This is a genomic window from Pelosinus propionicus DSM 13327, assembly GCF_900114615.1.
GTDB classification, from domain to species: domain Bacteria; phylum Bacillota; class Negativicutes; order DSM-13327; family DSM-13327; genus Pelosinus; species Pelosinus propionicus.
Genome location: NZ_FOTS01000037.1, coordinates 20,417 through 38,023, shown reverse-complemented (window position 1 = coordinate 38,023; position 17,607 = coordinate 20,417). Strand labels below are relative to the sequence as shown.

Annotated in this window: 18 protein-coding genes; 4 read left to right on the top strand and 14 right to left on the bottom strand. The window is 39.5% G+C overall.

The genetic code is table 11. From position 1 onward, the window contains the following. Positions 1-111: 111 nt before the first annotated feature. The 4 genes from BMZ99_RS17720 to BMZ99_RS17705 all read right to left on the bottom strand — a co-directional run bounded on the left by BMZ99_RS17720 (position 112) and on the right by BMZ99_RS17705 (position 4,761). Complete coding sequence (locus BMZ99_RS17720) at positions 112-1,257, bottom strand: tRNA nucleotidyltransferase/poly(A) polymerase family protein (RefSeq protein WP_090940411.1); 1,146 nt, start codon at positions 1,255-1,257, stop codon at positions 112-114. A 215-nt stretch (positions 1,258-1,472) separates the two neighbouring features. After that, positions 1,473-2,927, bottom strand: a complete 1,455-nt coding sequence (locus tag BMZ99_RS17715) for a DEAD/DEAH box helicase (protein ID WP_090940408.1) — start codon at positions 2,925-2,927, stop codon at positions 1,473-1,475. 129 nt (positions 2,928-3,056) lie between these two features. Continuing rightward, the gene (modA, locus tag BMZ99_RS17710) at positions 3,057-3,860 is read right to left on the bottom strand and encodes a molybdate ABC transporter substrate-binding protein (RefSeq protein WP_090940405.1); all 804 of its coding nucleotides are present in this window, start codon (positions 3,858-3,860) and stop codon (positions 3,057-3,059) included. Positions 3,861-3,954: 94 nt separating this feature from the next. Continuing rightward, complete coding sequence (locus BMZ99_RS17705) at positions 3,955-4,761, bottom strand: beta/alpha barrel domain-containing protein (protein ID WP_090940402.1); 807 nt, start codon at positions 4,759-4,761, stop codon at positions 3,955-3,957. Positions 4,762-4,919: 158 nt separating this feature from the next. On the opposite strand from BMZ99_RS17705, the gene BMZ99_RS17700 reads away from it, so the two are divergent. The 4 genes from BMZ99_RS17700 to BMZ99_RS17685 all read left to right on the top strand — a co-directional run bounded on the left by BMZ99_RS17700 (position 4,920) and on the right by BMZ99_RS17685 (position 8,559). After that, complete coding sequence (locus tag BMZ99_RS17700) at positions 4,920-5,855, top strand: substrate-binding domain-containing protein (protein WP_090940399.1); 936 nt, start codon at positions 4,920-4,922, stop codon at positions 5,853-5,855. Positions 5,856-6,227: 372 nt separating this feature from the next. Beyond that, the gene (modA, locus tag BMZ99_RS17695) at positions 6,228-7,031 is read left to right on the top strand and encodes a molybdate ABC transporter substrate-binding protein (RefSeq protein WP_090940396.1); all 804 of its coding nucleotides are present in this window, start codon (positions 6,228-6,230) and stop codon (positions 7,029-7,031) included. A gap of 139 nt (positions 7,032-7,170) precedes the next feature. Beyond that, positions 7,171-7,839 (top strand): molybdate ABC transporter permease subunit, encoded by a 669-nt coding sequence (gene modB, locus BMZ99_RS17690; protein ID WP_090940393.1) that lies wholly within the window; start codon positions 7,171-7,173, stop codon positions 7,837-7,839. A 15-nt stretch (positions 7,840-7,854) separates the two neighbouring features. Further along, positions 7,855-8,559, top strand: coding sequence for an ATP-binding cassette domain-containing protein (locus tag BMZ99_RS17685; protein WP_090940390.1), 705 nt, complete (start codon positions 7,855-7,857; stop codon positions 8,557-8,559). A 129-nt stretch (positions 8,560-8,688) separates the two neighbouring features. On the opposite strand, the gene BMZ99_RS17680 is transcribed toward BMZ99_RS17685, so the two are convergent. The 10 genes from BMZ99_RS17680 to nifB all read right to left on the bottom strand — a co-directional run bounded on the left by BMZ99_RS17680 (position 8,689) and on the right by nifB (position 17,506). Continuing rightward, positions 8,689-8,892: a TOBE domain-containing protein gene (locus BMZ99_RS17680; RefSeq protein ID WP_090940387.1), complete on the bottom strand. Its 204-nt coding sequence runs from the start codon at positions 8,890-8,892 to the stop codon at positions 8,689-8,691. Between the two features lie 160 nt (positions 8,893-9,052). Beyond that, complete coding sequence (locus BMZ99_RS17675) at positions 9,053-10,054, bottom strand: ATP-binding cassette domain-containing protein (RefSeq protein ID WP_090940384.1); 1,002 nt, start codon at positions 10,052-10,054, stop codon at positions 9,053-9,055. 48 nt (positions 10,055-10,102) lie between these two features. Beyond that, positions 10,103-10,789, bottom strand: a complete 687-nt coding sequence (locus BMZ99_RS17670; RefSeq protein WP_090940380.1) for a GTP-binding protein — start codon at positions 10,787-10,789, stop codon at positions 10,103-10,105. After that, entirely contained in the window at positions 10,780-12,018 is a 1,239-nt protein-coding gene (locus tag BMZ99_RS17665; protein ID WP_090940377.1) for an ABC transporter substrate-binding protein, read from the bottom strand. Before BMZ99_RS17665 ends, BMZ99_RS17670 begins: the two co-directional genes overlap by 10 nt. 377 nt (positions 12,019-12,395) lie before the next feature. Further along, complete coding sequence (locus BMZ99_RS17660; RefSeq protein ID WP_090940374.1) at positions 12,396-12,929, bottom strand: pyridoxamine 5'-phosphate oxidase family protein; 534 nt, start codon at positions 12,927-12,929, stop codon at positions 12,396-12,398. Beyond that, positions 12,929-13,642: a type 1 glutamine amidotransferase gene (locus BMZ99_RS17655; RefSeq protein ID WP_090940371.1), complete on the bottom strand. Its 714-nt coding sequence runs from the start codon at positions 13,640-13,642 to the stop codon at positions 12,929-12,931. Before BMZ99_RS17655 ends, BMZ99_RS17660 begins: the two co-directional genes overlap by 1 nt. Positions 13,643-13,684: 42 nt before the next feature. Then, entirely contained in the window at positions 13,685-14,230 is a 546-nt protein-coding gene (locus BMZ99_RS17650) for a gamma-glutamylcyclotransferase family protein (protein ID WP_090940304.1), read from the bottom strand. A 25-nt stretch (positions 14,231-14,255) separates the two neighbouring features. Beyond that, positions 14,256-15,122 (bottom strand): beta/alpha barrel domain-containing protein, encoded by an 867-nt coding sequence (locus BMZ99_RS17645; protein WP_090940301.1) that lies wholly within the window; start codon positions 15,120-15,122, stop codon positions 14,256-14,258. Positions 15,123-15,148: 26 nt separating this feature from the next. Continuing rightward, on the bottom strand, positions 15,149-16,234 hold the full coding sequence (locus BMZ99_RS17640) for a homocitrate synthase/isopropylmalate synthase family protein (protein WP_090940298.1): 1,086 nt from the start codon (positions 16,232-16,234) through the stop codon (positions 15,149-15,151). A gap of 36 nt (positions 16,235-16,270) precedes the next feature. After that, positions 16,271-17,506 (bottom strand): nitrogenase cofactor biosynthesis protein NifB, encoded by a 1,236-nt coding sequence (gene nifB / locus BMZ99_RS17635; RefSeq protein WP_407670197.1) that lies wholly within the window; start codon positions 17,504-17,506, stop codon positions 16,271-16,273. Positions 17,507-17,607: the final 101 nt, after the last annotated feature.

The window sequence follows — 17,607 nt, the reverse complement described above, 5'->3', positions numbered from 1 at the left end:
TCATATTTGATGTAACATAAGCAAATTGTGTTACCTTGATGCTGTCTACCTACGTAAAATCCAGGTCTACCTTATCCATTTATTGAGATCACAGCGGAGCTGAAGATCTTTTTAGGAACTGCTATTCAAGCGTTTGTCGATAGCCTCTATATGTTTTCTTCGCAGCCATTCGCCAATTTCTTTTCCCTGTAATGTTTTAGGAATAATCTCCCCACGAGGCAATACCATTGCAGCTTTTAGCGGACCCAATGTTAAGATTTTTAATTTAGCTGCCGTAATAATAAGATCCAACTCTTCAATTTTGAAAGAACCACGCCTTAACTTGCCAATTGTATCTACGATCGTTTCAGGTGTGGGGTTTTCTAAGAATCCTATGATTTGGTTGACTGCTACAGCCGAATCCAGCCACTCACCAGGTAAGACCATTCTCTGATTCCATTGGACTAAACATACTTGCCCCATCACTAAGCCCAGGGATGCGAATCGTAATTTAGAACTTGTTGTCGCTTTTGCCACTAGATTAAGCCCGGCCATTGCCTTTTCAAAATCCTCTGCAGACAACTCTGCTAGTTCTTGAAAGGTAACCTCTAATAATTGCGTTTCTGCCAGAACCTTAAAGAATCTAGCTGGTTCGGGTGCCTCTGCTAAAACCTTGCCTAATTCCGCAATCACCCTTTCCACAGGCTCGTAAATCAGTTCTTCTTTAACATCTCTGGCAAGAAGCAATGTAGCTGTATCTATTGCAAAACCAAACCGAGCGGATTGCCCAGCAAGACGCAGAGCGCGCATTGGATCATCGGAGAAATGCTGACTAGTCGCTCGTAATACCTTAGCCCTTATATCTTCTCGCCCTTGAAAAGGATCAATAATTTCTCCTGTTAAGCTATCTTGCGCCATAGAATTAACAGTAGTATCTCGCCTAAAAAGGTCTTCCTCAATAGTAATCTTTGGCTTAGCAGATACTCTAAATCCTTTATAACCACTGCCGACTTTCCTCTCTGTCCTGGCAAAGGCAACTTCACGCTTTATACCGTCTATCGCCAGGCGAAAAACCGGGAAAGACTTGCCACATTCTTCCGCCTTGGGAAACAGCATTTTAAAATTTTTCTTAACCATACCAACGATACTGAAATCAATGTCTTTCGGGGTAATGCCCATAAAGCTGTCTCGAACACAACCACCGACTCTATACACACGTCCGCCATTTTCTGCAATGATTTGAGCGAACTCTCTCTCAGTTAATACGTTATCACTCATAATGTCTTCTTTCTCCTTTTAACTCCTCCGAAAATATTGACTCGTCCTTTAAAACATATAAAACCAATCGAACCACAAAGACGCAAAGTACACAAAGTATCTATTCACAAATGTATTTTTCACGTTTTTTGTCATTGCGAGCACAGCGAAGCAATCCCCTGCTTGCCAAAGATTGCTTCACTTTGTTCGCAAAAATGACAGATTTAAGCGCCCTATTACATCCTCGAAAAGTTCACTTTCTTTGTGGTATATATTTTCCCCTTTATCTTTGTGGATTGAAGCGCCTCTATTACAAGGTCGCCTTTATCGGCGAGAATTTCAACGTAGGAGCAGGTATCTTGAACATCGATTATACCAATATCATTGCCGTTAACTCCCGGAATGGCAGTGATAGCGCCCAGTATATCTCCCGGGCGCATCTTTCCTTTTTTTCCGGCATTGATCCGAATTCTCGTAATCTGTCTATTTAACTTTTCACTTTTATCAATTTTTAGTGCAGGCTCCATTCCATCATAGATACTCGAACTTTGCTGTCCTTCTTCTATTTCTGCCATCGTTGGCAGTTCTTTTTTAGGTATTTTATACTGAAAATATTCCTCTATTCTCTGCAAATCCCTATATTCCATTCTCGTTACAAAAGTAATAGCTGTTCCTACATTTCCAGCCCTTCCGGTCCTGCCAATTCGATGTATATAGCTTTCATTATCTAATGGCATATCATAATTAACCACAAGAGATATCTCATCAATATGGATTCCTCTTGCCGCTACATCCGTTGCAATCAAAAATTGAAACTCTCCTCTTTTAAAACTTTGAATGGATTCTAAACGATCTCTTTGTTCCATGCCGCCATGCAAGCTGCCGCAAGAACAGCCTTTTTCTTTCATCTTTGTTAACAGCATTTCCACCTTGTCTCTTGTATTGCAAAATAGAATACAGCTATCCGGTCTTTTTATCCGTAAGATTTGCATAATCAAAGTAAATTTTTTATTTTCTTCTATGTCATAATAACATTGTTCAATGTTCTGTAAACTAGGATTCTCTGAATCAATTTCTACTTTTATCGGATTCTTCATATATTGCCTGCATAGTTCCTCGACCTTTTCTGGCATGGTAGCAGAAAATAACATGGTAACCCTATCGTCGGGCAACATTTTTAGGACAGCTTCCACCTGCTCAATAAAGCCCATATCCAGCATTTTATCTGCTTCATCAATAATTAGATATTCTACTTCTTCTACATTCATACTTTTTCTTTCCAAATGATCTAAGGTTCTCCCCGGAGTACCAACAATCACATGCACTCTTTGCTTCAATTCCCTTTTTTGCATTTCCATTGATTGCCTGCCAACAACCGCAGCACACCTGATTCTTTTAAATCTGCCGATATTAGCAATATCCTGCTTTACCTGTACTGCCAATTCTCGTGTTGGGGTAAGAACCAGCACTTGGGGATTTTTTTGCTCTATTCTTATTTTTTCACAAATTGGAATCGCAAAAGCGGCTGTCTTGCCGCTGCCCGTTTGCGATCTCACAATAATATCTTTCTTAGCAAGAGCTAAAGGTATGACTTCTTCCTGAACCTTAGTAAATATCTCGTACCCTAACTCCACTAATGCCTGTGCTATTTCTGCACTAAGAGCATACCTGTCCACACTTTTTTCATACATAGGATCTTAAAACCTCATTTTTAAAATTATCGTATCTATCCTATCTATCATAGCATAGCTTTGAGTGATATAAAAATGATCCCTACAAGTAGCGATCATTTCAATGGTAATTACTATTATTATTATCTTTTATTGCATCCTTTGGAAACCATATTTAGTAAACACTGCCATTGCATCAGAACTCGTCAGATATTGTAAAAATGCTTCTGCTTCTTTCGGATGCTTAGCACTGCTCACGACAGCACCTAGAAATAGGATTGGCTCATGGCTATTCGCTGGCGCTATGGCAGCAACTTTTACTTTATCACTTGCAGCCGCCACGGTAGAAAAGACAATCCCGGCTTCTACATTCCCGGTCTCCACATAGGTCAATACGCTATGAATATCTTTAGGCATTACAGCTTTTTCTTTCACAGTTTCCCATACTTGTAATTTTTCTAGTACCTGTTTGGCATATTCCCCGGCTGGTACTGTCTCCGGCACACCCATGCCAAAACGGGTAACACTTGCGTTAGTCAAATCTTGAAAGCTGTGCAACTCCAATTGAGAAGTCTTAGGTACAATCAATACCAATTGATTTCCGACCAAATTCTTGCGCGCAGCAGGAATAATGAGATTCTTTTTTTGCAATTCATCCATTTGTTTATTAGCAGCGGAAATAAATAAATCCGCTGGTGCCCCTTGCTCAATTTGAGTTTGTAATGCCCCTGAAGACGCCAAGTTAAAGACAATTTTAACAGAATGATCCGCTTCATATTTTTTTTGTATTTCCACCAGGGCGTCTTTAAGCCCCATAGCTGCTGATACATTTATTTCTACTGGCTGAGCTGAAGGAACTGCAGCCGGCTGTACGTTCCCGCACCCTGTAACAAAAGAAAGCACCATAAAACATACTATTAAACATAATTTAGCATATAATCCATTTATTGACATCACGCATTCCTCCTTATTTCATTGAGTGTTTAATTACAAATTGAAAGTCTATTATCAAAAAGTATTTCGATTAGGTGAAATTGAGGTGGATGTATTAAATACGTTCTATCTTGCAAGTGAAATCCAATGGAGCAGCATATAAGACGGAACTTAGAACAATGATATCCACAAACTTTGCAAATTCTTTAACCCGAGAGGCTTGAATTCCACCAGCAACGCCAACTTTTAGCCGACTATTCAAATGCTTGAGTTTTTGTACTACGATTTGCAGGCTCTCTGGTTCAAAATGATCCAGCAATATCACATCCGCAAAACTAGCACATTGATATGCTTCTTCTTCATTACGCGGCTCAATTTCAATCTTATGATGAAATGATTTTATATCAATTGGCAATTTTCCTAATACTTGCAAATGATTTTGGGTAATGAGTACCGTATCGCTCAAGGAATTGCGGTGATATAATCCACCCCCATCTTCAACTGCTTCAATTTCTTCTTGCCGCATACCTAGGTGTGCTTTTCGGCAGGCAACGACGATCTCAATTTCTGGATTTACTGCCCTCGCTGCCGCAACAACTTTCCGTGTTTCTGTCGCAATTGCACAAAGGGCTGTAAGATAGGTTTGGCTAATCCGCCACATTTTTAAAAGAACTTTTAGATCGCCAATCACCTCAATTATCGTGTCCCCTGGTTTTAGCAAGGCCCGGGATTTTTGCCAGAACAGCACCACTAGCTTTTGGGCTTCAAAGAATTCTTTTAGACGCAATATGCCCGTAACAACCGCCTCCTCCCTAGTGATGAATTTCAATCGTCCCTGCCCTTGGATTCCCAATAGTTCAGTAGTAATGTCCGCATAAGGACAATCTTCCTGTAAACCAAGTTCTAATGGATAGATTTGCATCTTTTATTCCTCCTTATAAATTTTTATAATTAGTACAAAATATTTAGAAGCTATCTTTCTTTTTATAAAGGTCATGAAATTACAGATTGTCCGTTGTTAAATCATTGAAAATAAGATATGCTGTAAACATTAAATTCAAGTAGCATGAGGTGATACAAATGGCAAATACGATAGCTTACACCCCAGAAGAAGTTGCTAAAATACTTAAAATTTCACGTTTCACTGTTTATGAATTTATCAAACGCGGCGAATTGACTGCTTATCATATCGGCCGCAAATTACGCATAGAAGCAGCAGATCTGGAAAAGTACATGAACAATGCGAAAGGTACAACTAGTATCGTTTCGACGCCTGCCGCTCAAAATACCAATGTATCTTCAGCTGCTCAGGAAGGTTTAATTATTTATGGACAAGATGCTATTCTAGACGTCCTAACACGCCATCTAGAAAGACAGATGCCTCAAGTTCGTTCTTTGCGATGCTTTAATGGCAGCATGGATGGTTTGATTGCCTTATACCGCGGTACAGCTAATTTGATTACTACTCATCTTTGGGATGGGGATACTGGAGAATATAACACTCCCTATGTGCGTCATTTACTCCCAGGTCAAAGAGCACTTATTATTAATTTAGTTTATCGCTATGAAGGATTTTATGTAGCCCCTGGCAATCCAAAAAACATAAAGGATTGGCCAGATTTACTACGGTCAGATATTCGCTTCATCAATAGAGAACGCGGCTCTGGTGCCAGGGTATTGCTTGATGAAAAGTTTCAGCAACTTAAACTTGATCCTAGAGCCATTCCAAACTATAACCAGGAAGAAACTAGCCATCTTGCCATTGCCAGCGCTGTTGCTCGTGGTGATGCTGATGTCGGACTAGGTATTGAAAAAGCAGCGATGCAGGTACAGAATGTCGAATTTATTTCCTTGCAAAAAGAACGTTATGATTTAGTTATGTTGCGGCATGATTTAGAAAAGCCTCATTTCCAAGCCTTGATATCAATACTGCGTTCTCCCATATTCCGCAATGAGATCGCAGGTATGGGCGGTTATGATGTATCCCAGATGGGCGAAATCATGGCAGAACTTTAATATTTTGTTTTTCATAAAAGAAGTACCGGCTATGAACATACTCACATTCATAGCCGGTACTTCTTTGTACACAATTGGTTTCACACAAAACAGCACTATATTAAACTTAACCCAATTATACATTGCTGTTTTATATTTTTCAATCTCTTTATAACATAAATACAAAGACTTTTATATTGACTACGATATCATTTTGTAGTATTTTAGTTATAAAGTCACTATTATTATACATATATCGCTGTTACTATAGTCTTTAGTTTATTTAATTTATCGATACGATGCTGTATCAACTAATCTAGTTCTGTTGAGCTATGTTAGTTGTTTTTTTATAAGTATCAATTATTTAAATTAAAAATGAGGGAGGAAATTTCATTGAAAAAACGTTTATTATCTTTCTTAACAGCAGCTATACTAATAATAGCTGCAATAGCTACTGGATGCGGTGGCGAAAAACCGACTACTCCAGCCACACCGCCGCAAAAAGTCGAGCTAAACGTATCTGCTGCTGTCAGTTTAAAAGATGCCCTTGCTGAAATTCAAAAGAATTTTGAAGCTCTGAACCCTACTGTTAAATTGACCTATAATCTTGGTGCATCAGGTGCGTTGCAGAAACAAATCGAACAAGGTGCGCCCGCTGATATTTTTTTCTCTGCAGCTCCCAAACAAATGAATGACTTAGAGGCAAAAAACCTGGTGAATAAGGCCACACGTAAAAATCTAGTGGAAAACAAATTGGTCGTTATTGTACCAAAAGACTCTGCTCTCGTCATTTCCAAATATGAGGATTTAACTAAAGATGAAGTTCAAAAGATCAGCATTGGCGAAACAGCTTCTGTACCAGCAGGACAATATGCACAAGAAGTCCTTAAGAAATTGGGGATTTGGGATAAAATACAAAGTAAAGCAGTACTTGCAAAGGATGTCCGCACAGTTTTAACCTACGTTGAAACAGGTAACGTAGAAGCTGGTATCGTATACAAAACAGATGCCGCCTCCAGTGAAAAAGTAAAAATTGCCGCTACTGCGCCAGAAGGTTCTCACCAGCCAATTGTATATCCAGTGGCTGTTTTGACAGGAACAAAACAAGAAAAAGCAGCAACAGATTTCCTTGCTTATTTAAGCACTCCCGAAAGTAAAGCAATCTTTGAAAAATACGGTTTTACCATGAGTAAATAGTACAGAACGCACTAAAGATTTCAGCCATTAGGATTAAGAGGAGCTAAGTCTAACAGACTAGCACTCATTCCCTGACTTAGGCAAATCGTTAGTGCGTTCTATGTAATACAAATCTAACATGATGGTGCAGGTGAAGCATATGGTCGAATGGCAGCCGGTTATTCTCTCTATTAAGGTTGCTTCTATTTCAGTAATGTTTGTTTTTTTTCTTGGCGTTCTGTCAGCTTACGTGATGAGAAGCACAGATATTCCAGGCAAAGCAGCTCTAGAATCTTTTTTTACGCTGCCGTTGGTTTTGCCTCCTGTAGTCATTGGATTTTTACTGTTAATCTTAGTAGGCAAACAAGGACCGGTAGGTATTCTTTTAAAGGAATATTTTGACATACAGATTATTTTTACCCAATCAGCTGCTGTCCTTGCTGGAACTGTTGTATCTTTCCCTTTAATGTACCAAAGTACTAAAGCAGCCTTTGAGGGTATTGATAAGACATTGGAAGATGCCGCTCGCACCCTTGGTGCAAGTGAATGGCGAGTATTTTGGACAGTTACTATGCCCTTATCCTGGCCTGGTCTTGTATCCGGTTTGGTACTTTCTTTTGCAAGAACATTAGGAGAATTTGGCGCTACGATTATGATCGCTGGTAATATCCCTGGCAAAACTCAAACCATTCCATTGGCAATATATTTCGCAACGGAATCAAATGACTTAGTAACAGCAGGAATGTACGTAATCATTATCAGTGTGATCACCTTTTCCATCATTTTCGGATTGAACCATTGGAAAGGGAAAAATATTACTTTGCACTAAAAGGAAGGAGCACTCATGCTAACAGTAGATATCAAAAAAAACTTATCTGATTTTACCCTAAATATCTCATTTGCTGCTCCGAATAAAACCATTGTTTTATTCGGTCCTTCCGGCTGCGGTAAAACAACCATCTTGCGCTGTATTGCAGGATTACTAAAACCAGATGAAGGCAGCATTACATCTAATGGAACTGTTTTTTATTCTTCCCAAACCGCCACCCACTTGCCTCCTAGAGTAAGGAATGTAAGTTATATGTTTCAAGACTTTGCACTGTTTCCGCATATGAACGTTAAGCATAATATTTGGTATGGAGTAAAAACTCTCAACCATCAAGCAAACCAATTATATGAAAAACTCATTACCTTACTAAAAATTGAACACCTACCCCATCGAACAATCAGCCAATTATCTGGTGGAGAAAAGCAACGGGTCGCTATGGCTCGTGCGTTAATGGCTGAACCTCAGATCCTTTTACTCGATGAACCCTTATCCGCTCTAGATGCCCAAAGTCGCTACGAATTACAGGATGAGTTAAAAAGGCTGCAGGAAATCTGGAATATTCCATTTATACTAGTTACTCATTCACCCGAAGAAGCTCAGGCTATAGGCAGCGAAGTTTTATTTCTTCACAGAGGACAGCAAGTGTCTGAACCACCACCTTCATGGAATATGAATGGAAACGGTAAAACGACAAGAAGTTCTTTTCAATACTTTTATTAATTTGCGCTAAAAAAAACGCTAACATATCACCGAGGTGCAGAGAGAGAGAACAAAGACATATCTCAATATACTTTCTTAGATAAAAAAAGAAGGCGATTCACTAATCGTCTTCTTTTTTGTCTAAGATGATTATTTTATGATCATAACTTCCGTGGACTTAATTAATGCCGTTACTTCATCGCCCACTTTTAACCCCAAATCGTCAATAGAATCCACTGTGATCGTCGCAACAATTTCATCGCCTTTATAGTCAACTACAACTTTAGCCATTACTGCACCCTTAACAACTTCTTTGACAATACCTTGCAACTTGTTTCTTCCGCTAATTTTCATTGTAATATCTCCTCTCTTACTATACTTACTTGAAAGTCACACACTTTCTTATTCCAAATTCTAGCATTATTCTACATCATATTCAACATAAATATACCTTAAAAAAGTATATTATGTTCTTTTTCTATAACTATTTTTATTGTTAGATTATTTCTTCCAACTACACTGGAATTTCATCAATGCGTCCGCCATTGCGCAACATTTCTCGAATGGCTAACATCTTTCGATCGATTGTCGTTAGCAGAACTAAATTTCTTCGCTCTTCTTCAGATGTTTGAATAACGCTGCTTATCCCTCCATTTTTAATCACAATTCGTTTATCCCCCATTAATGCCAATATAGGGTCATGAGTTGCCATCAATACAATTTTTTGCTTATCAATCAATAATCGCAGAGCATTTTGACGATCAATGCCAGCATTTTCAATTTCGTCAATCAGTACAATAGGTGACGAACTTAAATAAGCTGTATCGGCGATCATCAAAGCCCGGGACTGGCCTCCACTTAGTGAGGTCACTGGTACATCCGAGGAGAATTCTTCTCCGGCCAATTCATTGGCTTTGGCGATAATATGACTGGTAATCTCTTCTATATTTTCAAGCATCCTGCTCTCTGCATGCATACTGACAAATTCTCCTACAGACAGATCCATAATAAAATTCATATTTTGAGAAAGCTGGGCTACTAGCTTATGTTCAACAGAAAATCGACACCTCATATCAGGCAGCTGTTCATTAATCAATATTTTGCGATTAGTCGGCGTATCCTGCTGCGCCACCCATTCAATATCGGCAAGTAATCGGCTCTTGCCAGAACCAGTAGGTCCTACAATGCAGACAATTTCTCCCGCATGAATCGTTAATTCTATATCTTCAGCTTTACCCTGTTTATCCTTGCCACCTATAATCGTAATGGACTCAATTTTAACCTTGTCCTCTTTTAATTTCTCCATTTGCAGCATAAAAGAAAGAAACTGATCCAGAAACTCTTGGCGGTCAATCCCCAAGTCTAGTAATGTATCATCCTCGATCGCAGCAAAGTACTGCGCAACAGAAGAATCTTCACTTTGCTGAAGATTCGGCAGCGACGAAAAAAAGTCAGTCGCATAAGGATACGAACTAAATAATTGTTTTACTGTCATCACAGACAAACTATTCCACATGGCAACTTCCACCTTCCTAATAACCTACTATGATAGTAGCATCAACTGCTAACTAAGATCCATTTTGCGAACATTTCCCATTTGAAAGTTTTGTCCGATACGAGTTTGTCCTAAACAATACGAACAGGTCGCTGCAGGCATAGAAAACCGCAAATGACAATCGGTAAGGCTATCTACAGACTGCGCTCTTTTAAAGAGCTGTCCCACTTCCCTAGCCCCTTGACCAGTAATACCATTTACATGAACAATAATTGCGCTTGGGTTTGCCTGCTTCACCCGAAAAGCAAAAACCTCCCTCTCCGCTTGAGAAACAATATCCCCCTTCGTTATAATGACGATATCGGCTAATTTCAGCATAGGACCCACTTTTCTTGGGGTATTCACACCGCTCAAATTGTCAATCACGCATACTGCCATAACATCACGAATATGAGGAGAACACCGATTGCACAAACCAGCACTTTCCGTAATTAACATATCTAAATTATTTTTTTGCGACCATAGTAAGCAGTCCTGGATATTACTCACAAAAAAATGGTCTGGACAAAGATTTCCCGACAGTCCAATCTTTGCCTCAATGCCTTTTTTTTGATAGAGAATCTGATCCTGGGTAGACAAACAATCAAATTTGACCACACCTACTTTCAATGTTTCTTCCTGAAGAGTTTCAATGATCTTTAACATAACAGAAGTTTTACCCGCCGAGGGTGGTCCGGCAACTGTAATTAGCTGCATACTTTTTTCCCTCCCTTGCGATATACCCGCATAAAGGTATCATTCATGGTTTCCACAAGGTATTTCATATCATTATTTTTAATAAAATCCCAGCCCAGCCATTTTAATTTTACATGTTCAGGAAGGTTCACTTGCACATCCCCATGGGTGGCAGGAAAATACGCTTCTGCACAAATCCGAGCAATGTCTGGACCTGTCAGATATTCTGCTAATTCTTGCAATTCCTGCATTTTATCCGCTTTAATCAGCACAGATATCGGGTAGATTAAGACTCCATCTTCGGGCCATAGGATGTTTATATGGTCAGACTCCTTCATAGTTTTATAAAAAAAGTAAGGCATAATATGAATTGGCGGTACATCTTTGCGGCTACTGGTAAGTTCTTTAACCATTTGTGCCGGATGGAGTCCATACCTTACGGACCGTCCTAATTGCTCGATTCCCGCTACCCCATATTCTTTATAGTAATTAAGCTGTACAACATCACAAAAAATATCACCATGCCCCCGCATTACTACTTTATTTTCATACTCAGGCTTTAATAAATCACCCCAGTTCTTAGGTATAGGAGTACTGCCTAAACGATTCTTATCTACTACCATAACCAGAACATTGGCTCCAATCACTGTAAAATGTCCATCTGGATCAATGATTCCAGCCTCAGCCAGGCGAGAATTTACAGGACGATTGATCACGTCAGCAAAAATTCCTTTGGCAACAAAGCAATCCATGAATTTTTTATAAAAAAAACCATAGCCGGCAGTCATGATAATATCAGGAATTTCATCTGGTTCTTCAAAATGCTCTAAATAATCTTCATAATCTAAATGATCATTGAAAAAAGATTCAATACAGTAATTCAACGGTAGGTTTTTTTCTTCACGCAAATAGTCCAAAAATATTTTTAATTCTCCTTGCATAGGAACTTTTAATGGGCAAGGCAATAGGGACAGCATATTTAAGTGGTTTGAGTTATTTTCAAGAAGTGTAGTTTGTAAGTTCTTATATCTGCCCGTTTCTGCGATTTTTCCCTGCAGTAATTTCATAAAAGAATCTTCATTTATATTTTTACTTTTTAATGCCGTTTTTAATTTTAATACCACTCCCAGCTGCCGAATAACCGTATCATCGGCAAAAATAGCAAAACCATTATTAATAAAGACCTCACGTGTTTCAGGATAGTTCTGAATAATTTCACTAATTGTCATCGTCAGTTGTATTTGCTCCATATCCTTCCCTCCCTTTTGCTATTGTGTTATATTTTTTCACTTACTTAAAATTAAAACCGGTTCCAGAGTGCATCAGCACATCCGACCGGTACGTCATTGTACACAACGATGATTTTATTTTCATTATACCCATATGTTTCATCGCTTTCAATCTATTTATTCCCACAGAAAAGCCAACATTCCACTGCACAGCAAAATGTTGGCTTTCTATGTAAATAAGGAATCAATGTTTTTAACCGCAGAGGTGCAGAGAACACAGAGAAAAATAGATAGAATTAAAAATTCCTCAGCGTACTCTGCGCCTCTGCGGTTAAATCGTTATTCCTTTCTTTCCTTCTAAAAAACAGATCTGACAATAGCAAAGAATTTATCATGAATTACTGCGCTTTTTGGTTAAACAATTGATCTGCTTCCACCGCATTTTCTTTTGCTGTCATTTCTTGTGGCGTTAGCCGATAAACTGCAACCCCATTGCCATCCATTCCCGAGCGATATTTTTCAATCAAAGTACCGGTTAAGGGATGGCTGTAATACTTAGGCATGAATTTTTCAAGCAATTCCTGAAGAACTGCAGCAGCCTCTTCATAATCAGTCACTTTTGCCGTCTGACCAAAAAGCATTACGCTCATATAGGACGTATCAGCATGACAGGGGACCGGATCAGTCACCGTTCCGTGCTCTTTATAGATTGTGAAACTAACGGGGGGATTCTCGGAAAGGATTTCTACTTTTTTGCCTGATCCCATGCCATGAAAGTAAACAGAGCCCTTGTGCCACACATAATTCACGGGAACAGCATATGGCAAACCATTGCTAATCATGCCCAGCACACCTACTCTTTCTCGCAACAAAAAGGCTTCAATTTTCTCTCGATCCGTGCAATTGCGCTTCGTATAACTAATCTGATGCATCAAAGCTCCCCCTTACTATACATTTTTTCCAATTGTGTAAGAAACAGTTTCATCCACTTATTATTTTGTTCAATATATTCTGGATAAGCTAGAAGCTCTTCCGGTGTCTGCACATAAAGATCGGGCACCATTTCTTCTTTGCAATTTTCCACAAGACTCTCAATAATGTCCCGCGTATTTTCCATATGGTATTGAAAGCCAAATACTCTTTTTTTATAGATAAACGCCTGATGCCTGCAGGCTTGACTTTGAGCTATGCACTCTGCATCTTCTGGCAGAACGCTGAAAGTGTCCCCATGCCATTGAAATACGACTGGCTGTTCAGGGAGAAAAGAAAATAAAGGGGATAGTCTTGCTTTTTCACTTAATTGAATAGGAAGCCAGCCAATTTCCTTATAAGCGTTTTGCGTTACCTTGCCGCCTACACAATCGGCAATCAACTGACCTCCGAGGCATAGGCCAATAATTACTTTACCAGATGTGATAGCTTCTCGGATAAACCTTTTTTCATCGGCAAGCCATGGATATTTTTCTTCTTCATATATATTCATCGGACCACCCATGATCACAAGCCAATCAAAATCCTGCTGCTGGGGGAATGGATCATTTTTGTATAGCTGCGTATCGGTTACAATATACTTATTTTCCTTTGCCCATGTTAAAATGCTGCCGGGATTTTCAAATGGAACATGCTGCAAATAATGAAGTCTCATGTTTTGCTTCTACCCTTTCATAACTGATTTTTAAAGAGATTCTTATTCACCACAATCGCCACAAGTTAGGTTCATATAACTGAACTTCGACTTTCTCACTAGGGGCACTGCATAAGCAGCCGGCCTGTTTATTCTATTCTGCAATAGTGTTATATACCCTTCCGGTAAGCCTTGTTCTTTTGCACCTTCAATAATGAATTTTAAATATTCTGCACTAGGAGATGTCTTTTCGCCGCCTTTATCTTTTTTATAAATCACAGCATCGATTGCTCTTTGCTCACTATCGATTACATCCAAGGGATAGTGAAAATACTGTCCTGTTCCATCAAAACGAGCATCTACATAAAAGTCTAATTGTTCGCAATCAGAAAACTGCAATTCATATAACACACCCCAAACTTCTGAATCAAAATCAGTAACTACCGTTTCCTGTCCTCCGTCCCATATGGCAGAATATCCATAAAATTCGGCTCTGTAATTAGGTAAACGAGCAATTCCAAGTACTTTAGGGTTCAAACATCGTTGCTGCATTTGCGCTAAATTCATATTCGAACCATAGGCGAAATAATGATGAGCGATATTTTTCATATTTTTCTCCTCTTTTTTGTATTTACTACTGCATAGTCATTCGGCAAACGGATCCTACCACCGGACGATAAGGAAACAAGGGTCTGTTGCTTGCCTTTGCAACTAAATCAGCTAATGAACTTAAATGACTTGCTTCAATGCCGCAATGATACCCATAAAACTTTTCCAAGGAAGCCACAACCTCCTCTAAGGATGCATTTCCCGCCCGTTCTCCAATCCCTGCTAAGGTAACACTTGCAAACTGAACTCCAGCCTGAAAAGCTGCTAAGGTATTTGCTGTAGCCAGACCAAAATCATTATGACCATGAAACTCAATGGGCAGGGAACATCTTTTGACTATATTCTGCAAACGATCGAATGTCATAAACGGATCCAAGCAACCTACCGTATCGGCGAATCGAATTCTCGTAGCCCCATATTGCGCAGCAACATCAGCAAATTGCAAGAAAAAATCCGAATCTGCTCTTGAAGTGTCTTCCGCCCCCACAGTAATGGTACAACCATAACTGTGCACTAGCTGCAATGCCGTCCTCAATTGCTGAATCACCCATTCACGATCTTTTTTCAGCTTCTGGGATATATGCAAATCAGATACTGGTAATGAAACATGAATACACGAAAAGCCACAGTCCAAAGATGCGCGAATATCCGCCAATTCTGCCCGATTCCAAGCAATTAGGGTTGCCCGCAAAGGTAATGCCAAAAGAGAACGCAGGGTTTCTTGTTCTTCTTGCCCCATTGCTGGAGTACCAGCCTCAATCCAGGTAACACCAGCTCGATCAAGAGCAATCGCCATATTTATTTTTTCCTCAGTAGAAAAAACTACTCCTGCTGACTGCTCACCGTCACGAAAGGTAGTGTCGACAAGTTGGAATCCCGCTTTACTATCCATGATACACTCCTCCTTTCCCTTGCCAGCTACCCCAATTGACTGTGATCCATTTGATTTCTCTGCCAATAGAGTTGATGCAATTGTAAATCAGATAAGGGTCTTTTTTGTACAGATGCAAGTCTCCTGACTTTTTCTAATAGCTCTAAGGCTTCTGTCTGATCCAATTCTAAATTCCATTGCAAAAATTTTATTTTAAGAGACGCAGTTCCTGAATGCTTACCAATGATCAATTGCCTGGTTTGCCCCACTTCCTCTGGTTGAATGACTTCATAAAGCAGCGGGTTTTTGGTAATACCATCTACATGTATTCCCGATTCATGAGCAAATACATCGCGCCCAATCAACGCCTTATCAACGGGAAGCGAAATCCCCATATAAGACAATATCTCTATACAATCTGCAGTCAAGGAACTTCCTGACGGCACTTGATCTTGTTTCCATAAATGCTTCACGGCCATCAGAACTTCTTCCATGGCAGCATGGTTTGGCGATCCAATACCACTCACTGCTACTGCCACATATTGAACTCCTGACCTTAACGCTGCCAAACTATTGGCAGTAGCTAATCCATAGGTATTATGTCCATGAAATTCCATGGGACAAGGTACTGTCTGCTGCAAGCTCTCTAATTTTCGGCAAATACCCAAAGGTTCCAGACTACTTCTCACATCTTGATAAATAAATCGTTTTACCCGATAACGAGAGAGCAGCGGCCAATAGGAAGTCAGCTCAGATATAGAGAGATCTTCTGCATTTTCAATACATAAATAGATTTCCTGAGCAAATTCCTGGACTGCCGCTAATGCGTCTGCAAGTTGATCCAATGATAACTGAGACTGCTGATGAAACCAGGAAACAATTACTTTTGAAAATCCCATTTGTTTGACCTTTGCTATTTCTCCCAAGGAAGAGTGAATTTTGCAGCGCAGCAAGGGATTTAGAAGGATCTGTTTAGGAACATCATCACTTGGCAAATAACGCAGTGATACATCGATGTTTGTTATTTCATATTTTTCCAAAATAGGAATCATCAACTCAATATCAGCCATTGATGTGCCTAAGCGTAATGCTTCATTGATCGTCTGATCAGATACCATAACCATCTGTCTCATTTGAATTACTCTCCTTCCAAATTTAAATACCGCTTCCTACATTAACTGTTGCTGAGCAAACAGTAATCCCTGTTCAACAGTATCACAATATTCTACACTGACAATGCCATGTTCCAGAAGCCTCTGCTGGGCATGATAACCAATCCGCATGGTAAGTACGGCATCACAATCTGCAATTGTATCAATCAATGCCTTACGCCGTGACTGCTCTTCCTCGCATTCGTCCATACCTAAGCAGTATTTATCAACTTGACGAGTTTCTGTAAGAGAAATCGCTGTCCCAGCGATTTCATAAATCAAAAACTCTGTTGCATGACCAAAATGTAAATTAACCAATTTCCCTTGTTTTGAAGTTACAGCCACTTTAATTTTTTTTTCTTGTTCAGTGCTTGCTGATAAAGACGTAACGGATTCCTCATGATCCCGAAATTCTTGAGAACGATCCTCACCAAGCAATCCGATAGCATCTGCACGGCATTGTTTACAGTGGCGCATCTGCATGACATCTAATTCACAGGAATTTCTCATCTCATTGACATCTTTCATGGTAGTTTGGGGGAAATTTTCAAACACACTGCCGGGTGCTGGAATCAAAGGCATGATATTGGTAATATAAACACCAAGCTCCTTCATTTTTTTAACAACTTCTGGAATATGATGATCATTGATGCCTTTTAACATTACAATATTAATTTTTACAATGATCCCCTGGCTTGTGAGCTTTTCAATACCAGCTAATTGATTTTCAATCAGAATCTTTACGCCTGCTTCCCCTTCATAATGCTGCCCTTTGAAATTAATATGTTTATAAATTTTCGCACCAATCACAGGATCTAAGCAATTTACTGTTACTGTAACATGGGTCACACCAAGTTCTATAATCTCCTGGGCATACTCAGGCAATAGCAAGCCATTTGTTGAAAGACAAAAAACAATCTGCGGATTTTCTTTACGAATCAAGGCTATGGTCTGCCGTGTATTTTCCCAATCTGCTAAAGCATCCCCAGGTCCAGCAATCCCTACTACACTAAGCTCTCCAACCTTTTCACGTACTCTGTCAAACTTTTTTTGGGCCGCTTGCGGCGTAAGTATTTCACTGGTTACACCTGGGCGACTCTCATTTACACAATCAAATTTACGATTACAATAATTACAGCTAATATTACAGTAGGGTGCAACAGGCAGATGCATCCTAGCAAATTTTTGATGAGCGTCAAAGGAGTAACAAGGATGCTTCTGGGTTTTCTCCAATATAGCAGCAGCCGTTTGCATTTTTGTATCCGACGTTGAACCTGGGCAATCCATATTTTTCACCTCAAACCTCTTTCATATTAGTCTTCTATTCCATCCTCTTTTTAATGATTCTGCCAGAA